The 15025-nt window shown below is 42.3% G+C and carries 14 protein-coding genes; all 14 read right to left on the minus strand.

Annotation, left to right across the window (positions count from 1 at the left end; translation table 11 throughout):
• Positions 1 to 56 precede the first annotated feature (56 nt).
• The 14 genes from AC4E8A_RS15370 to spoIVA all read right to left on the minus strand — a co-directional run bounded on the left by AC4E8A_RS15370 (position 57) and on the right by spoIVA (position 14939).
• The gene (locus tag AC4E8A_RS15370; protein ID WP_490194114.1) at positions 57 to 551 is read right to left on the minus strand and encodes a hypothetical protein; all 495 of its coding nucleotides are present in this window, start codon (positions 549 to 551) and stop codon (positions 57 to 59) included.
• 533 nt (positions 552 to 1084) lie between these two features.
• Positions 1085 to 2380, minus strand: a complete 1296-nt coding sequence (aroA, locus tag AC4E8A_RS15375) for a 3-phosphoshikimate 1-carboxyvinyltransferase (RefSeq protein ID WP_490194116.1) — start codon at positions 2378 to 2380, stop codon at positions 1085 to 1087.
• A 35-nt stretch (positions 2381 to 2415) separates the two neighbouring features.
• On the minus strand, positions 2416 to 3513 hold the full coding sequence (locus tag AC4E8A_RS15380) for a prephenate dehydrogenase (protein WP_490194118.1): 1098 nt from the start codon (positions 3511 to 3513) through the stop codon (positions 2416 to 2418).
• Positions 3514 to 3565: 52 nt separating this feature from the next.
• Positions 3566 to 4660 (minus strand): histidinol-phosphate transaminase, encoded by a 1095-nt coding sequence (hisC, locus tag AC4E8A_RS15385; protein WP_490194120.1) that lies wholly within the window; start codon positions 4658 to 4660, stop codon positions 3566 to 3568.
• A 201-nt stretch (positions 4661 to 4861) separates the two neighbouring features.
• Positions 4862 to 5947, minus strand: a complete 1086-nt coding sequence (gene aroB / locus AC4E8A_RS15390) for a 3-dehydroquinate synthase (protein ID WP_490194122.1) — start codon at positions 5945 to 5947, stop codon at positions 4862 to 4864.
• 2 nt (positions 5948 to 5949) lie between these two features.
• Positions 5950 to 7122 carry a chorismate synthase gene (gene aroC, locus AC4E8A_RS15395; RefSeq protein ID WP_490194124.1) on the minus strand — a complete coding sequence of 391 codons (1173 nt, stop codon included), beginning with the start codon at positions 7120 to 7122 and terminating at the stop codon, positions 5950 to 5952.
• A 133-nt stretch (positions 7123 to 7255) separates the two neighbouring features.
• Entirely contained in the window at positions 7256 to 8029 is a 774-nt protein-coding gene (locus AC4E8A_RS15400; RefSeq protein WP_490194126.1) for a CheR family methyltransferase, read from the minus strand.
• Between the two features lie 409 nt (positions 8030 to 8438).
• Positions 8439 to 8885 (minus strand): nucleoside-diphosphate kinase, encoded by a 447-nt coding sequence (gene ndk, locus AC4E8A_RS15405; protein WP_490194128.1) that lies wholly within the window; start codon positions 8883 to 8885, stop codon positions 8439 to 8441.
• Positions 8886 to 8987: 102 nt separating this feature from the next.
• Positions 8988 to 9950 (minus strand): heptaprenyl diphosphate synthase component II, encoded by a 963-nt coding sequence (gene hepT / locus AC4E8A_RS15410; protein ID WP_490194130.1) that lies wholly within the window; start codon positions 9948 to 9950, stop codon positions 8988 to 8990.
• Between the two features lie 33 nt (positions 9951 to 9983).
• Entirely contained in the window at positions 9984 to 10691 is a 708-nt protein-coding gene (gene menG, locus AC4E8A_RS15415) for a demethylmenaquinone methyltransferase (protein WP_490194132.1), read from the minus strand.
• Between the two features lie 3 nt (positions 10692 to 10694).
• A complete protein-coding gene (locus AC4E8A_RS15420) occupies positions 10695 to 11516 on the minus strand; it encodes a heptaprenyl diphosphate synthase component 1 (RefSeq protein WP_490194134.1) in 822 nt (273 codons plus the stop codon).
• A gap of 618 nt (positions 11517 to 12134) precedes the next feature.
• Positions 12135 to 12365, minus strand: coding sequence for a trp RNA-binding attenuation protein MtrB (mtrB, locus tag AC4E8A_RS15425; RefSeq protein ID WP_490194136.1), 231 nt, complete (start codon positions 12363 to 12365; stop codon positions 12135 to 12137).
• A 228-nt stretch (positions 12366 to 12593) separates the two neighbouring features.
• A complete protein-coding gene (locus AC4E8A_RS15430) occupies positions 12594 to 12866 on the minus strand; it encodes an HU family DNA-binding protein (protein ID WP_113928653.1) in 273 nt (90 codons plus the stop codon).
• A 594-nt stretch (positions 12867 to 13460) separates the two neighbouring features.
• Positions 13461 to 14939: a stage IV sporulation protein A gene (gene spoIVA / locus AC4E8A_RS15435; protein ID WP_490194138.1), complete on the minus strand. Its 1479-nt coding sequence runs from the start codon at positions 14937 to 14939 to the stop codon at positions 13461 to 13463.
• Positions 14940 to 15025: the final 86 nt, after the last annotated feature.

Below are 15025 nucleotides of genomic sequence, written 5' to 3' on the forward strand. Positions count from 1 at the left end.
TTTCTTCTACAACAACTTTATAGAAGGGTTTGTATAGGATTTATATCAAGTAATGATCAAGTTAAAAAGCCGGGTGTTTTAACAATCAATTCTTCCCCTATTCCCGGTTGAAAAAAACATTGGCCATTAGACATAAGTACTTTACCCTTGTTTACTGTAAGAATTAACATATGATAATCATAAAGAATTGACTGGCTTTCATCAACTATTTCAGAGGCTGGGCTTTTATATAGGTTATAACTAATTTCTCCACCCACCCTGAAATTCCCTTTAAGCGGATAAATGCCAATTTTTTTCAAAAACTGCAAAGGCAAAGGTTTCTTTGCTGATAACGGGACATCACTATGGGGAATACCTTCGGTTCGTAGAATTTCCTGCCATCCTTTCAACAATTTTGTCCTTTCTTTCTTGTCGATTTCTGCAGGAATAAGGGGACAAAAAACCACTGGATAACCATATAATGATTGTTTTATCCATCCCCACGCCATGTTTTCAAGCTCTTCAACCGCTGAAAATTCAACAAACACAGCCGGTATTTTGTTTCTTTTCATACGTCTCATGAGCTCGGGTGAAAGCAAAGCTGCCTTGCATTTCAGCACGAGGCAATAATCAATTGGACAATTAAGCAATGAAGTCCTTTTTCGGCTGAGATGGTCATGAAATTGGGAAAGATACTCTAAAGAAAATGAAGTTATAATCGTGGTGCAGCCTCTAGTAATGAATTCAGTTGTAAAATAAGATTTAAAATGGTTGAATTCCAGGAATTCCGGCAGATCGAGATCTGCCATAACATGGACAGGTGACATTACAAACGGGGATATGTTCATTCGCGGAAATGCATAACGTTTATAATTCAAATTAATCGATTCTATCTGGTTATCCTTAACCAGGATGGAAATTCTTCCTTGCCGGTCATATTCAATGCAGGGAACATCATCAATTATATAGGTCATTTCGAATTCTCCCTTCCGCTCTTAAGACAAGCTATGAAAAAAAAGGAGGGAAAATGACAAAAATAGTAGTTATCATGATAAATCCAAAAAGGTATTTCTAATTCAAAAGTGAAAAAGAAATACCTTTCTTGTCAGCCTTGTGATAATGAATTCAAATCTGAATAAAAGGACGGGTATGAAATGTTGACTGCCCCCGCATTCTTCAGGAACACTTCATTTTCGCAAATAAGGGCAGCTACCGCAAGTGTCATACCGATTCTATGGTCCCCAAGTGAATCTACTGTTCCGCCCTGCAGCGGCGTTGGTCCATTAATGATCATACCATCTTCAGTACTCTCAATGTCTGCACCAAGTATCTTTAACTGAGAAACAATTGCATCAATGCGATTCGTTTCCTTCACCTTCAGCTCTTCAGCATTTTTAATGATGGTCCGGCCTTCAGCTTGTGTGGCGAGAAGGGCAATGACAGGGATTTCATCAATCAAGGTGGGTATGATTTCACCGCCGATCTCAATACCTTTTAAGGTCGAACTTTTTATATTAACCGTGCCCTTAGGCTCATATTCCTCAGCATTATCATACTCAACTGAAATTGTTGCGCCCATCTCTTTCAATACTCTTACAATCCCCGTTCTGGTGGGATTGAGCCCTACCCCGGGGAGGGTCAATACACTACCCGGAACGATAGCGCCTGCAGCGAGGAAGAATGCAGCAGAGGATATGTCACCCGGGACTTCAATTTCGGTTCCCTGGAAGCTTTGGCCACCCTTCACCCTGATTTCTCCGTTCTCACTTGAAATTTCCCCGCCAAATTTTTGTATCATTGTTTCCGTATGATTTCTGGTAGGGACTGCCTCGGTGATGATTGATTCACCGTCAGCTTGCAATGCAGCGAAAATGAGGGCTGATTTCACTTGGGCACTTGCAACAGGCAATTTGTATTCAACAGCAGAAAGCTTTCTTCCCCTTATGGACAAAGGTGTATATTCCCCATGATTTCGACCATCAATAACAGTGCCAAAGAGGCTGAGAGGGCCGGTTACCCGTTTCATCGGCCTTTTAGCAATGGATTCATCGCCAACAACGACTGAGTGGAAAGAACGACCTGCCAATATACCAGACAGCAAGCGGGCAGTTGTCCCTGAATTGCCGACATCCAAGATGCTTTCCGGTTCCATAAGGCCATCCCATCCCTTTCCATGGACAACCACTTTATCGCCATCTTCCTTTATTTCCACGCCCATTTTCTTGAAGCAGGCCATGGTACTTAAACAATCATCTGCTTTTAAGAAATTATGTATAATGGTTGTGCCCTTTGCGATGGCACCAAACATGATGGAACGATGTGAAACCGATTTATCGCCGGGCACCTTTATGTGCCCTCTCAACCCTTTGCTCTTTATTCCTAACTCCTTAGAATCTATCATAGCAACCACCCTTACATTCGTATTCGTCATCTATTTCAAAATACTTCAAATAGAGTTTCTTTGCTTAGAACCGATTTTCCTTTTTCAAGATCGGCATTGCTTTGAAAACTGATGACAAGTCTGCCGACAGTATCTTCCCTCATTTCCACTACCCTTATATTCGTTATGCTTATTTCGTTTTTGGCAAGAATAGCGGTGATTTCTGCAATCACACCAGGATGGTCAGGGATGTCTACATACAGATCATAAAAAGCGGGAATGGCTCCTTTGCTCTTTATTGGGAGACCGTCCCTGAATGCTTTGGCTTCAGAAAAAAAGCGGTAGGTCTTTTCGTAGTCCTTATCCTCGATGATTTTCATTAATTCATCCGTATTATCTTTCCATTCCTGCAGCAGTTTAATAAGAACCTCGCTATTTTGCAAGGTGATATCGCTCCACATTTGCGGATCGGCAGAAGCGATCCTTGTCGTATCTTTGAAGCCGCCTGCAGCCAGCCTTGATATATAAGGGAAGTTCTTCTGTGCACTCTTTGCTGTATGGACCAAAGATGAAGCAATCAAATGCGGGAAATGACTGACGGCGCCTGTCAGTTCATCATGTTCCGCAGCATTCATTTCTAGGAACTTAGCCCGTGTCCCTTTTAACCACGATTGCAGTTCAGCCAGCTTATCTGCAGCGGTGTCTTCGCCAGGTGTAAGGATGTAGTAAGCATTTTCAAATAGAAGGTCTTTGGCCGCCTTTACACCGCTTTTATGGGAACCAGCCATCGGATGGCCACCTACAAATGAAATCCCTCTATTCCGCAATCGTTTGGAAGCATTCATTATAGGGCTTTTCACACTTCCAGCATCGGTAATTAAGACATTTTCCTTTACATCAATTAGTTGAAGGGTTTCAAGCAATTTAATGATTTGTATGACAGGCACTGCCAGAATAATTAAGTCCGCAGCTGCTGCTCCCTGTTCGAAAGAGGCTGCCGCTTCATCTATGATTCCCAGCCCACGTGCAAGAGACATCTCGCTTGCACTCTTATCAAATCCGATAATGTTAGCTTCTGGATGTTCTTTTTTTATACTGATGCATAGAGAGCCCCCGATTAATCCTAAACCGGCAACCAGAACTGTCCCTCTCAACAGGCTTCACCTTCTTTTTCCGTATGTCTTCATCAGCCGGAACTCTGGGAAATTATTTCTTCATATCCAGATAGCTTCTGATTGTTTCGATTAAACCCCTATTTTGTTCAGGTGTCCCAATGGTGATCCTGACAGCCGTTGGATAGCCAAGAGCCTTACCTGACCGTACGATATACCCTTTGCTTAGCAGATATTGAAAAACTTCGTCGCCGTCAATCCCGAAGTCTATCACAATGAAATTACCCTGGGATGGAAAATACTCGAGACCTGTTTCTTCACATAAATCATAATACATCTCCATGCCTTTCCGATTATCAGTACGGCATCTATCAATGAATTCTTGATCAGTCAATGCAGCGGCGGCAGCTCCTTGGGCAACAATGTTATTATTGAAAGGCTCTCGTAAAGGTTCAAGCTTGGAGATGATACCTTCGCTTGCAATTCCGTAGCCCACCCGAAGTCCTGCAAGCCCGTATGCTTTTGAGAACGTCCTGGTAACCAGCAGGCGCGGGTACTTTTCTATCAATTTAATTGAATCATAATAATCATCAGCTATAACATATTCAAAATAGGCTTCGTCCAATACCGTCAGAACGTGGGATGGTACTCTATCAAGAAAAGAGGTCAATTCAACCTCCCTGATATATTCACCGCTTGGATTATTTGGACTGCAAAGCCAAACTACTGTTGTATTTTCATCGATGGCTGCGAGCATATTTTCCAGGTCGTGCTTCCCACTCTTATCCAATTCAACTTCTTTCACCCCTGCCCCTTCAATCACGGCATTATGTTTATATTGCGGGAAGGTCGGTTTTGGCATAACTGTATTCGTTTCTCTTCTCAGCAATCCTCTGGAAATAATTTGTATGATTTCATCCGATCCATTCCCGAGAATGATCTGTTCTTCCGCAACCCCATAGTGTTCTGAGAGGGAAGTTCTCAACGTTTTTGCATACCCATCAGGATAGATGGAATAGGTGAAATCAGCTTTACTTAAATATTCTTTGACCCGGACTGAAAACCCGAATGGATTTTCATTTGAAGATAATTTTACAATGGATTCCAATCCATACATTCTCTTAACATCATCGATTGTTTTCCCTGGCTGATATGCTTTTAAGTTATCGATCTCTTTTTTCCAGTTCACCTTAGTTCCACCCTTTTCTTCAGTTCTCTAATGCGTTATCACGTTAAAGCGTCATAAGGTTATCCTACCATACTTTCCTTTATTTAATCTACAGCAAGATGGTAGCTTCGATGAATGATTAGGTCATTATTAGTAGCGGGCTCATAAATCTGGTTCTAACTCGATCTTTTTAAGTATATTTCACCACGAACTCTCCTATAATTACACTCCTTGAATTGCCGTAACAAAATCATGAGCTTCCCTCAGGTCCTTATAGCCGGCCTCCATTAAGACAGGCTGGCCAATAGCACTGAGCAGGATAAACTTCGGAATCTTATTGCTGGCCTTTTTATCTCGTGTCATGACTGCATATATTTCGTCGAATGAATAATTCTTTGAAAAAGACAGAGGATACCCAAGCTGCTTTGCCCATATAATGAATTGCGAAAGATCAAAGCAGAGTCCCGTCAGCTTTTTACTTAAAAAGAGGGCGTAAACCATCCCGGCCATTACAGCTTCACCATGGGATATTTCTTTATAGCCCGCAAGGTTTTCAAGAGCGTGGCCATAGGTATGGCCAAAATTCAAAAAAGCCCTTATACCCTTCTCCCTTTCATCACTTTCGACTATCCCCGACTTGATGGTAATTCCCTGTTTTAGACAGTTGATTAGAAAGGCTGGTTCAATGACAGAGAGTGTCTTGAGACTTGTCATCAAGTTTCTGTAAAACTTTTCATTGGAAATTAATGAATGCTTGATGACCTCTGACATCCCGGACCTGATTTCTTTTAATGGAAGACTTTTAAGAAAATCAGTGTCATATATGACTGCTTCAGGATGATGAAATTGTCCGATGAGATTTTTGCCAAGCTTATGGTTCACCGCTACTTTACCGCCGACAGAGCTGTCGTGGGCAAGGATCGTTGTCGGTACGCCTATAAACCTTATCCCCCTCATATAGGTCGCTGCCACAAAACCTGCCAAATCTCCGCATGCCCCTCCGCCAAAAGCCAAGATACAGGATTGGCGATCCAATCCTTTTTTGATGGCAAAGGTCATGCAATCATCATATACCGCTATCGTTTTTGCATCTTCTCCAGCAGGAACAATAAATGTGAAAATATCCATGGTTTCAGGTAAATGCTTCTTCAGCGTTTCCCCATGCAGGCCATGAACCGTTTCATCTGCAATTATCATTACACTTGAAATTCCTTTTTCTAACAAACAAAGGGTGAGTTGATTTAAGATGCTGCTTCCTATGTAAACAGGATATTGTTTTGATTCAGTTTTGATTTGGAGAATATCCACTTTTAAAACTCCTTTGATTCACGTCGGTACTCATCCAGTGAACTTTTCAGACTGTCGAATTGATCACTGTTGAACTGTTCCGCCAAGGCGTTTGCAAGCTCCCATGCCACCACTGATTCAGCTACCACACTCGCAGCAGGGACTGCACAGCTGTCAGAGCGTTCAATACTTGCCGTGAACTCTTCTTTGCTGTCTATATCGACACTCTTTAACGGCTTGTAAAGAGTCGGAATCGGCTTCATGACCCCTTTTACAATGATCGGCATTCCCGTGGTCATTCCACCTTCAAAACCGCCAAGACGATTGGATTTACGGTAGTAGCCGCGTTCACGATCCCAAGCAATTTCATCATGGACTTCACTACCCGGTTTTCGTGCCATCTCGAACCCCAGCCCGAATTCCACTCCCTTGAAGGCATTGATACTCATGATCGCCATGGCAACCTTGGCATCAAGCTTGCGGTCATAATGCACATAGCTTCCTATACCAGGAGGCATCCCCTCGACGACGACTTCTACAACTCCTCCGATAGAATCGCCTGCCTTCTTTGCGGAATCAATTGCAGCCATCATCTTATGGGCTGCCTCTTCATCCAAACATCGTACAGGGGAATTTTCCGTTTTTTCTATCAGTTCTTCAATACTTCCGAATTGAATATCTTCAGCTGTGATCCCCCCTATCTCCCTTACATGCCCGGCAACTTTTATACCAAGAAGGCTCAAAAGCTTTTTAGCAACAGCTCCTGCCGCCACTCGGACAGTTGTTTCCCTGGCTGAGGATCTTTCCAGCACATTCCTTAAATCGCGGTGACCGTATTTAATGCCGCCGTTCAAGTCAGCATGGCCAGGCCTCGGCCGTGTAATTTTTCTCTTGATTTCCCCATGCTCATCCTCTGTAATTGATTCAATCCCCATGACTTTCGTCCAGTGAGTCCAATCCTTATTTTCAACAATAAGAGCCAGCGGGGATCCGAGAGTCATTCCATGCCTGACACCTCCGGCAATGTTGACACGATCCTTTTCTATCTGCATTCTTCTTCCGCGTCCATACCCTTTCTGCCTTCTTGCAAGTTCATGATCAATGTCGTCCGCACTTAGCGGCATCCCGGCGGGAATTCCCTCCAATATGGCTGTAAGTTGCGGACCATGTGATTCTCCAGCTGTTAAGTATCTCATAAAGTCTTCTCCTTTCCCGCGCTTCAATATTTTTGTAAACCAATATAACACATTCCGGACACGAGTACATAGAAGATTCGCTCTATTACCTTAAAGAAAAAAAACACCGGGAGATTTTCCGGTGCTTACTTTACTATTTTTTCCTGTAGAAGAAAGTGTCTTCTGTCTCCAATCCATATTTTGCAGGATTGAATATCTGCTCGGTACTGCCCACAAACAGGACGCCTCCCGGACGGAGTGCTTCGCTGAATTTGTGATAAATTTTTTCTTTCGCTTCTTCAGTGAAATATATCATAACATTCCGGCAGACAATTAAATCATGGCTGGAATCATACTGATCTGCCAAAAGGTTATGTTTTTTGAAGGCAACCCGATTTTTGATTTGCGAAGACACACCGTAAAAATCCCCATCTTGACAAAAATATTTCTTCTTGGCTGTTTCCGGCACTTCATTCAAGGAACGCTCCGGATAAACCCCAAGCCTGGCTTTTGCGATTGCATTATCATCAATATCTGTTGCTTTTATGGTAATCTCCGATAGAGGGAGATAGTTCGAAAGAACCATGGCAATCGTGTATGGTTCTTCACCCGTTGAACAGGCAGCACTCCAGATTTTCAGGTTTTTATTTTGCTTCAGGAGTCTCGGGAAAATCTTCTCTTCAAGGACGGCCCACCGTTTCTCGTTTCTATAGAATTCTGTAACGTTGATGGTCATCCTATCTAGAAATTCATTCAATAACTGCCTGTCTTTGTCTATCGCTGTGTAGAAATCTTTGAAATTTGAATACCCTTTTTTTTCATAGAGCGAAGTCAATCTCCTCTTCATCTGTGCTTCCTTGTACAGAAAGAGATTGATTCCCGTTTTCTTAAATATGTCTTTGGTGAAATGTCCATAATCATATACCATCTTTTATACACTCCAACATTCGAATATACCTTGCCTATCTAGTATATCGGACAAAACAGGCAGAAACTGAACCAGATTGAAAAATATAATTACTATCGCTGATGTCTCATGGACAAAATCCAGAAATACAACCTTAATCCCACTCAATCCAGATTCAGTTGATCAGGAACACAGTGGAAATCCGCTATCTTGTCTGAATTAGCTTCAGTGCTCACGCTGTGGCGGGATACCGTCTGTCTATCTTCTGAATTCAATAGAGCTTTCTGTGATGTGTTGGGAAACCACTCCTATTCCATCAGGGACCAGCCCAAACAGCCATCAGTTATGGATACCCTCTATAAAACAGAAAAAAAGCCCGACTCCCGAAGATTCTCCTCCGAAGTCAGGCTTCTTATGTTTAAATCATTAATTAATAAATCCACTCATTCATAAGCTTAGAGTACTCTACCAATTCCTCTTCTTTGAAAAATAGGCCGATTTCTCTCTCTGCACTTTCAGAAGAGTCAGAACCATGGATGACGTTCTTCCCTACAGTGATGCCGAAGTCACCGCGGATTGTTCCTGGAGCAGCATCCTTAGGGTTTGTAGCACCCATCATCTGACGTGCTGTACCAATGACATTCTCACCTTGCCATACCATTGCAAATACAGGGCCGGAAGTGATAAAGTCCACAAGCTCCCCGAAGAATGGACGCTCTTTATGTTCACCATAATGCTCTTCAGCCAGTTCTTTAGAAATACTCATTAGCTTAGCGCCGGCAAGCTGGAAACCTTTCTTTTCAAAACGAGAAACAAATTCAGCAATCAAACCGCGTTGTACGCCGTCAGGCTTTACCATTAAAAATGTCTTTTCCATTAATCCCACTCCTAGATATGTATGTATGGGGCTCAATTTGAATGCCCACAAAAAATGGTATCATTGATTTCAGGTTTTGGCAACGTTTCCATTTGAAATTTTCTAAAATTTTCGCTTTCCGATAAAGTTTGCGATATCCCTCAACGTTTTGTTCGCACCATTCTTTGGAAGCCCCTCGAGTTCTTTCAATGCCTTTTTCAAATAACGGGAACTCATTTCGTGGGACTGCGCAATCGCTCCGCAACTTGTGATATCTTCTATTACCGTCTTTAAATAATCCCTATCAACTTCCTCATCAATCTTGATGATTTTCTCTCTCAAACGGGGATCATTCATGGCATATAAAACAGGCAATGTGATATTTCCTTGCAGGAGGTCGCTTCCTGCTGGTTTTCCCAATTCTTTCTCACTGGCGGTAAAGTCAAGGATATCATCAGTGATTTGAAAAGACATGCCAACATAATAGCCGAACCTGTATAATTTTTTATGTATTTCCGGAGAAGCACCCGCAGCGATGGCCCCAAGCTGGCAGCTGACAGCAATCAACAACGCAGTCTTCCTTTTGATTCTTCTCAAATAATCTTTTAATCCCTGCTCAAATCGGTATTTATCCTTGATTTGTTCTATTTCCCCTACAGTGAGCTCTACAATTGCATTAGAAAGGATTTTGTGGGCTTCCTCGTTTTCAATTTTGGCCATGAACTCCAAAGAACGTGCAAATATATAATCCCCTGTATACATTGCCGTCTTGTTATCCCATTGAGACTTGATTGTAGGCTTTCCCCTTCTCAAATCAGCATCATCAATCACATCATCATGAACGAGAGATGCACTGTGGATAAGTTCTAAAGCAACTGCTACATTCTTGATATTCTTGATGTCATAATCCCCAAACTTGGCAGACAGCAAAACAAATACAGGGCGGATTCGTTTTCCGCCAGCTGACAATAAGTGAAGTGATGCTTCATTTAAAAGTGGAGAGCGGGAATCGATAGCCGTCTTTAATTCTTTTTCAATGAGGTCAATATCCGATTTCAGAAACGAATATATCATTTTAAACTTCATTTCATTTCCACCCAGTTATTATTTTTATCTTGATTAATTCTTTTTGAACCCCATATGCATGGCTGCTACCCCGCCGGTATAAGGCTTGTAAGTCACCTTCTCAAAACCTGCATTAGTGAACATGTCCGCCAGTTCTTTCATGCCTGGAAAATCTTTCGCTGATTCCTGAAGCCAGGAGTATTCATTGTAGCTTTTTGCAAATACCTTGCCGAACATAGGCATCAGGAATTGAAAATAAAAGTAATAGGCCTGACGATAACCAAACATTGTTGGTTGGGATGTTTCTAAACATACAGCCATCCCGCCCGGTTTCAGGACACGGTTCATCTCTTTAAGTACATGGAGGTAATCCGGTACATTCCTCAGACCGAAACCAATTGTGACATAATCAAATGTATCATCTTGAAATGGCAGCTCCATCGCGTTCCCATGAATCAATTCCACTTGTTTCTTTCCTGATTCCTTTACCTTCTGCTCACCAATCTTCAGCATGTTCTTACTGAAGTCCAGGCCTTTGATAGTGCCTTTTTCTCCAACAGCATCCGCCAAAGCCAAGGTCCAGTCGGCAGTGCCGCAGCAGACATCCAGTGCAGATGCACCCTCTTCGACCACCATTCTCTTCATGGTATCTTTCCGCCATCTCTTATGCTGTTGAAAACTGATAAGCGAGTTCATCTTGTCATAATTGCCGTAGATTTTCTCAAAGACCGTATGAACTCTCTGCTCTTTTGACTGGTTCATCCATTAACCCTCTTCCGCAAAAATTTTCGTATATGACCTCGTCTGTTCTAACAATGAGAGGATCCGGTTTTCATTGAACCGGACGTCAACGGATTCGCTTCTCAGCATTTCTGCAATCTTATCTCTCGATTCTATAATATATCCGGTAAACAACCTTCCCATCTCCTGTTTCTGTAATAAGGACAGGGAAGAACCAGTATCACCGGAAAATAAAGCTGACGTCAGAGAAGGGAGAAGCGGGGTGATGATCCCTCGTTCCAGCATTCTCTCCTCATAAACCATCCTCCGTAAAAATAAGACTTCGCTGACCAGCTCCTGCCAATTAACTGTTCCATAATGGGCAAGAAAATGGTTAATGACAGCCGACTCAGTAGTCTTAACGCTTTCCATAATCTGTTGTACATTGAAAAATTCATGTTTATATAATGATATCTTGCTTTCATTCACCGTCTTTATTGCTTGTGCCAGAAGGGCAATCAAGTTGACGTTTTCCAGTTCCGAAAGGATTTTATAGTATTGGCCGCTGAAATAAACGCCAGCTAATACCGTCAACTGCCTTTCCTTTAGTGAATCATCAGGTGAGTTAGTTACTTTTTCATGGGTATCGAGGCCGATTTGGATCAACATGACTGTTGAAATTACTCGAATGATTTCTTCATCTTCCATCGCGTTCTCCCCTTTTATAAAGGGGAGGAGCAAAAAGCTGATCCTGTCTTCATCGATTTGCGGAGAATCAATATACTTTTGCAAATAAGAGTAGGATAACTTCTCTTCGACATAGTGTTTTATTGATGCTTCAAGATGAAAACAGTCCAAATGTTTCATAAACCTAAATCCCCATTTCGTATATGTATCTACTTAGTCGTTTCAGCAACAAATATTATAACATAATAAGCTTAAGCGGGCGAATACAACAACTCTACCAAGTAAGAAAGAAGAAATGGCCGCCACTCCAGGCTTCCGGCCCCGCTGGGGATGGAGGCGGTAAACTAAAAGCGGGAGCGGCTGTGCAGCGCCGGACAGATTTGAGGGCTCTCGCATGAGATATAGAAATCACGAAGATCTTCAGTGATTCGATGATGACTTATCACCAAAACGCGGAATGGCACGGTTAGCTGCCATCCGGTCTGTAATGGCTCCGGATGAGGTAAAGGAAACACAACACATGAAGGGAGTTGATGTCATTTCCCTTTGAACAAGACTGAACACTGAATCTTATCGAACGGAGGATAGAAAAAAATTTAGAAGCTGTATTCGCAAGGAGGAAGACTGAAGTCCGAAAGCCGCTGAGGGCCTTGAATCCGAATCAGCAAAGAAAGTGACTCAGATTCGTCAGCCGCTAAGATCATTCCAGTAGGTACGGCCCCTTGGCCGCTGGAACCTGATTGGCCCCCTCGTCCAGGCTGGACCTCATGTTGAGCGGGGACTCCTATGACATGAGCTTTACTTCTCTTTCATTTCACTTTCGATTTCACCATTGCTTGTGATAATTTTCGCTTTCCCGCGGACTTTGATTGCAGAAGTGTGTTCTGTGAATTGAGCGATCATGACTTCACCTTTATCAAGCTTTTCGGAATGGTGGAATTTAGTATCCGTTCCTCTGGTCAGTCCAATTACATTCACGCCATCCTCAGTTGCTTTTATAACTATATAATCTGATTGGCTGTTTGCCATCTTGTTCACTCCAGTCATCAAAATTTTTAGAACCGGTAAAAATGGAAAGGTCCCGCTTACTATTGTATCAAAGAATGATATCTTTCATAAGCTAAATGGCTTTTTGTATGTTTGCATCCTGTTCATGGGCAATACAGCTTAAGCACCATTTTCTTCTGTCATTCAATGAACTCAAATGAAAAAAGAGCCGCATTCTATGCAGCTCTTTTTTACGCTCAAGGTATGTAATTATTTTACAGCATCTTTAAGCGCTTTACCTGGTTTGAATGCAGGTACCTTGCTAGCTGAGATTTCGATTTCTTCGCCAGTTTGCGGGTTGCGGCCTTTACGGGCAGCGCGCTCGCGTACTTCGAAGTTACCAAAACCGATCAATTGTACTTTATCACCATTTGCCAGTGCGTTTTGAATACTTTCAAAAACGGCATCAACTGCTTTTGTAGCGTCCTTTTTAGAGAGCTCAGCAGCTTCCGCAACAGCATTGATTAGTTCTGTCTTGTTCATGCCATTCACCTCCTCCCAAAGGAAATGTCTCAGTCATGATTCATATAACTGTCTTGTTACATTTGTGAACATAACTTTCGGTTTCTATACATGCAACTACACAAAAACCGGCAAAAACGTTGTAGAATCAATGTTCGACATCAATTCTGTTAAAAGATTATCATATAAAAATAAGGTTAGCAAGAATAATTCAATAAATAATGGGAATCTTTTCTTTTGCAGGGGTTAAATTCGTTTTTAAGAACAAAAATTGCTGTTATTTTCAAGAATACTCCTCTTCTCCTCTTCCAAAATCCCTTTATAGAAGGGGTTATAAAGTGCATAAGCTTTCTACCCTATTTCTCAATAAAGTAAAAAATGCTTTTAAAATGAATCGATTGTGACCTATAATTCCCTTATTTATAAAACGGCTGAAAAGAACAAAAGCGGGAGCACCATGTGATGGACAGACTGCGTAAGACGATGCGTGAAGGCTGCCCTACCCTTCTTGACACCTCGTCCTAGGTGGCCCTTCGGCTTGGCGCTGGAGGTGGATGCAGAAATCAATTTTTATATTTTTACCCAAACAAAAAAAGACTCTCAAAAGAGAGCCTACTACAAAATAATGGCTATCATACCACCTGAACCTTCGTTAATGATTCTTTCCAATGTGTCCTTTAGTTTATATCGGGCATTTTCCGGCATCAGCGAAAGCTTTGCCTGTATTCCCTCCCTGACGATGGAGCTCAAGCTGCGGCCAAAGATATCGGAATTCCAAATTGAAAGCGGATCATCTTCAAAGTCCTGCATCAAGTATCGGACCAATTCTTCACTTTGCTTTTCTGTTCCGATAATCGGTTCAAATTTGGATTGGACATCCACTTTAATCATATGGATGGATGGAGCCACCGCTTTTAAACTGACACCAAAGCGGGAACCTTGACGGATGATTTCCGGCTCATCCAAACTCATATCATTTAATGATGGAGCTGCAATTCCATAACCGGTTTGTTTCACCATTTTAAGTGCATCGGCTACCTGGTCATATTCACGCTTGGCATGAGCAAAATCCTGCATCAACTCAAGCAGATGATCTTTGCCGCGGATTTCTACTCCTACAATTTCTTTCAGAACTTCATCATATAGTTCATCTGGCGCATATAGATCGATTTCAGCAACACCCTGCCCCATTTCAATCCCTGCTAATCCAGCTCGTTCGATATATTCAAATTCGCTGAAGTAATGGACTACACGGTCTACATCCCTTAAACGCTTAATGTCTTTGACTGTTTCTTTCACAGCTTCCTGGTAATTCTCCCGCAGCCAATGGTCTTCATTCAACACCATTACCCAGCTCGGAAGGTTAACATTCACTTCCAATACAGGGAACTCAAACAGTGCTTCCCGAAGGACATTCAGAACATCTGAATCTCTCATACTTTCAACACTCATGGCGATTACAGGTATATCATATTTTTCCTGCAGCTTAAGACGGAGTTCTTCTGTTTCCGCCGCATGCGGCTTGACGGAATTGATGACCATGATAAATGGCTTTCCAACCTCTTTCAGTTCTTCTATTACTCTTTCTTCTGCAACCAGATAGTCACTTCTTGGAATTTCACCAATGGACCCATCTGTCGTGACCACTACACCGATTGTTGAATGCTCCTGAATGACCTTGCGTGTACCAATTTCTGCTGCTTCATGGAACGGGATCGGTTCTTCGTACCATGGTGTATTAATCATTCTGGGGCCGTTCTCATCCTCATAGCCTTTTGCACCAGGGACCGTATATCCGACGCAATCAACAAGCCGGATATTTACATCTAAGCCTTCATCTACATGAACTGAAACGGCCTGATTCGGCACAAATTTCGGTTCGGTTGTCATGATTGTTTTTCCAGCTGCACTTTGAGGCAGTTCATCTTGAGCACGTGCGCGTTCTGACTCACTTGAAATATTAGGAAGGACGACGAGTTCCATGAATTTTTTTATGAATGTCGATTTCCCAGTTCGAACGGCTCCTACAACACCTAGGTAAATATCTCCGCCGGTTCTTTCTGCAATGTCTTTGAATAGATCTACTCTTTCCAAGAGATTCCCTCCAATCTTTATCTTCCAGGGATGTTTCATCCGGTTAGCTGTTTGGACATTCTATATTTATGATGTTGTCCCAATTA

It is taken from the genome of Bacillus sp. SRL337, assembly GCF_984799155.1.

Coding starts and splice junctions, on each gene's coding strand:
- AC4E8A_RS15400 (WP_490194126.1), bottom strand. CDS start 8,029: ATGGTATATGATTATGGACATTTCACCAAAGACATATTTAAGAAAACG.
- aroC (WP_490194124.1), bottom strand. CDS start 7,122: ATGAGATACTTAACAGCTGGAGAATCACATGGTCCGCAACTTACAGCC.
- hepT (WP_490194130.1), bottom strand. CDS start 9,950: ATGAAGTTTAAAATGATATATTCGTTTCTGAAATCGGATATTGACCTC.
- AC4E8A_RS15430 (WP_113928653.1), bottom strand. CDS start 12,866: ATGAACAAGACAGAACTAATCAATGCTGTTGCGGAAGCTGCTGAGCTC.
- mtrB (WP_490194136.1), bottom strand. CDS start 12,365: ATGGCAAACAGCCAATCAGATTATATAGTTATAAAAGCAACTGAGGAT.
- menG (WP_490194132.1), bottom strand. CDS start 10,691: ATGAACCAGTCAAAAGAGCAGAGAGTTCATACGGTCTTTGAGAAAATC.
- AC4E8A_RS15370 (WP_490194114.1), bottom strand. CDS start 551: ATGAAAAGAAACAAAATACCGGCTGTGTTTGTTGAATTTTCAGCGGTT.
- aroA (WP_490194116.1), bottom strand. CDS start 2,380: ATGATAGATTCTAAGGAGTTAGGAATAAAGAGCAAAGGGTTGAGAGGG.
- AC4E8A_RS15420 (WP_490194134.1), bottom strand. CDS start 11,516: ATGAAACATTTGGACTGTTTTCATCTTGAAGCATCAATAAAACACTAT.
- ndk (WP_490194128.1), bottom strand. CDS start 8,885: ATGGAAAAGACATTTTTAATGGTAAAGCCTGACGGCGTACAACGCGGT.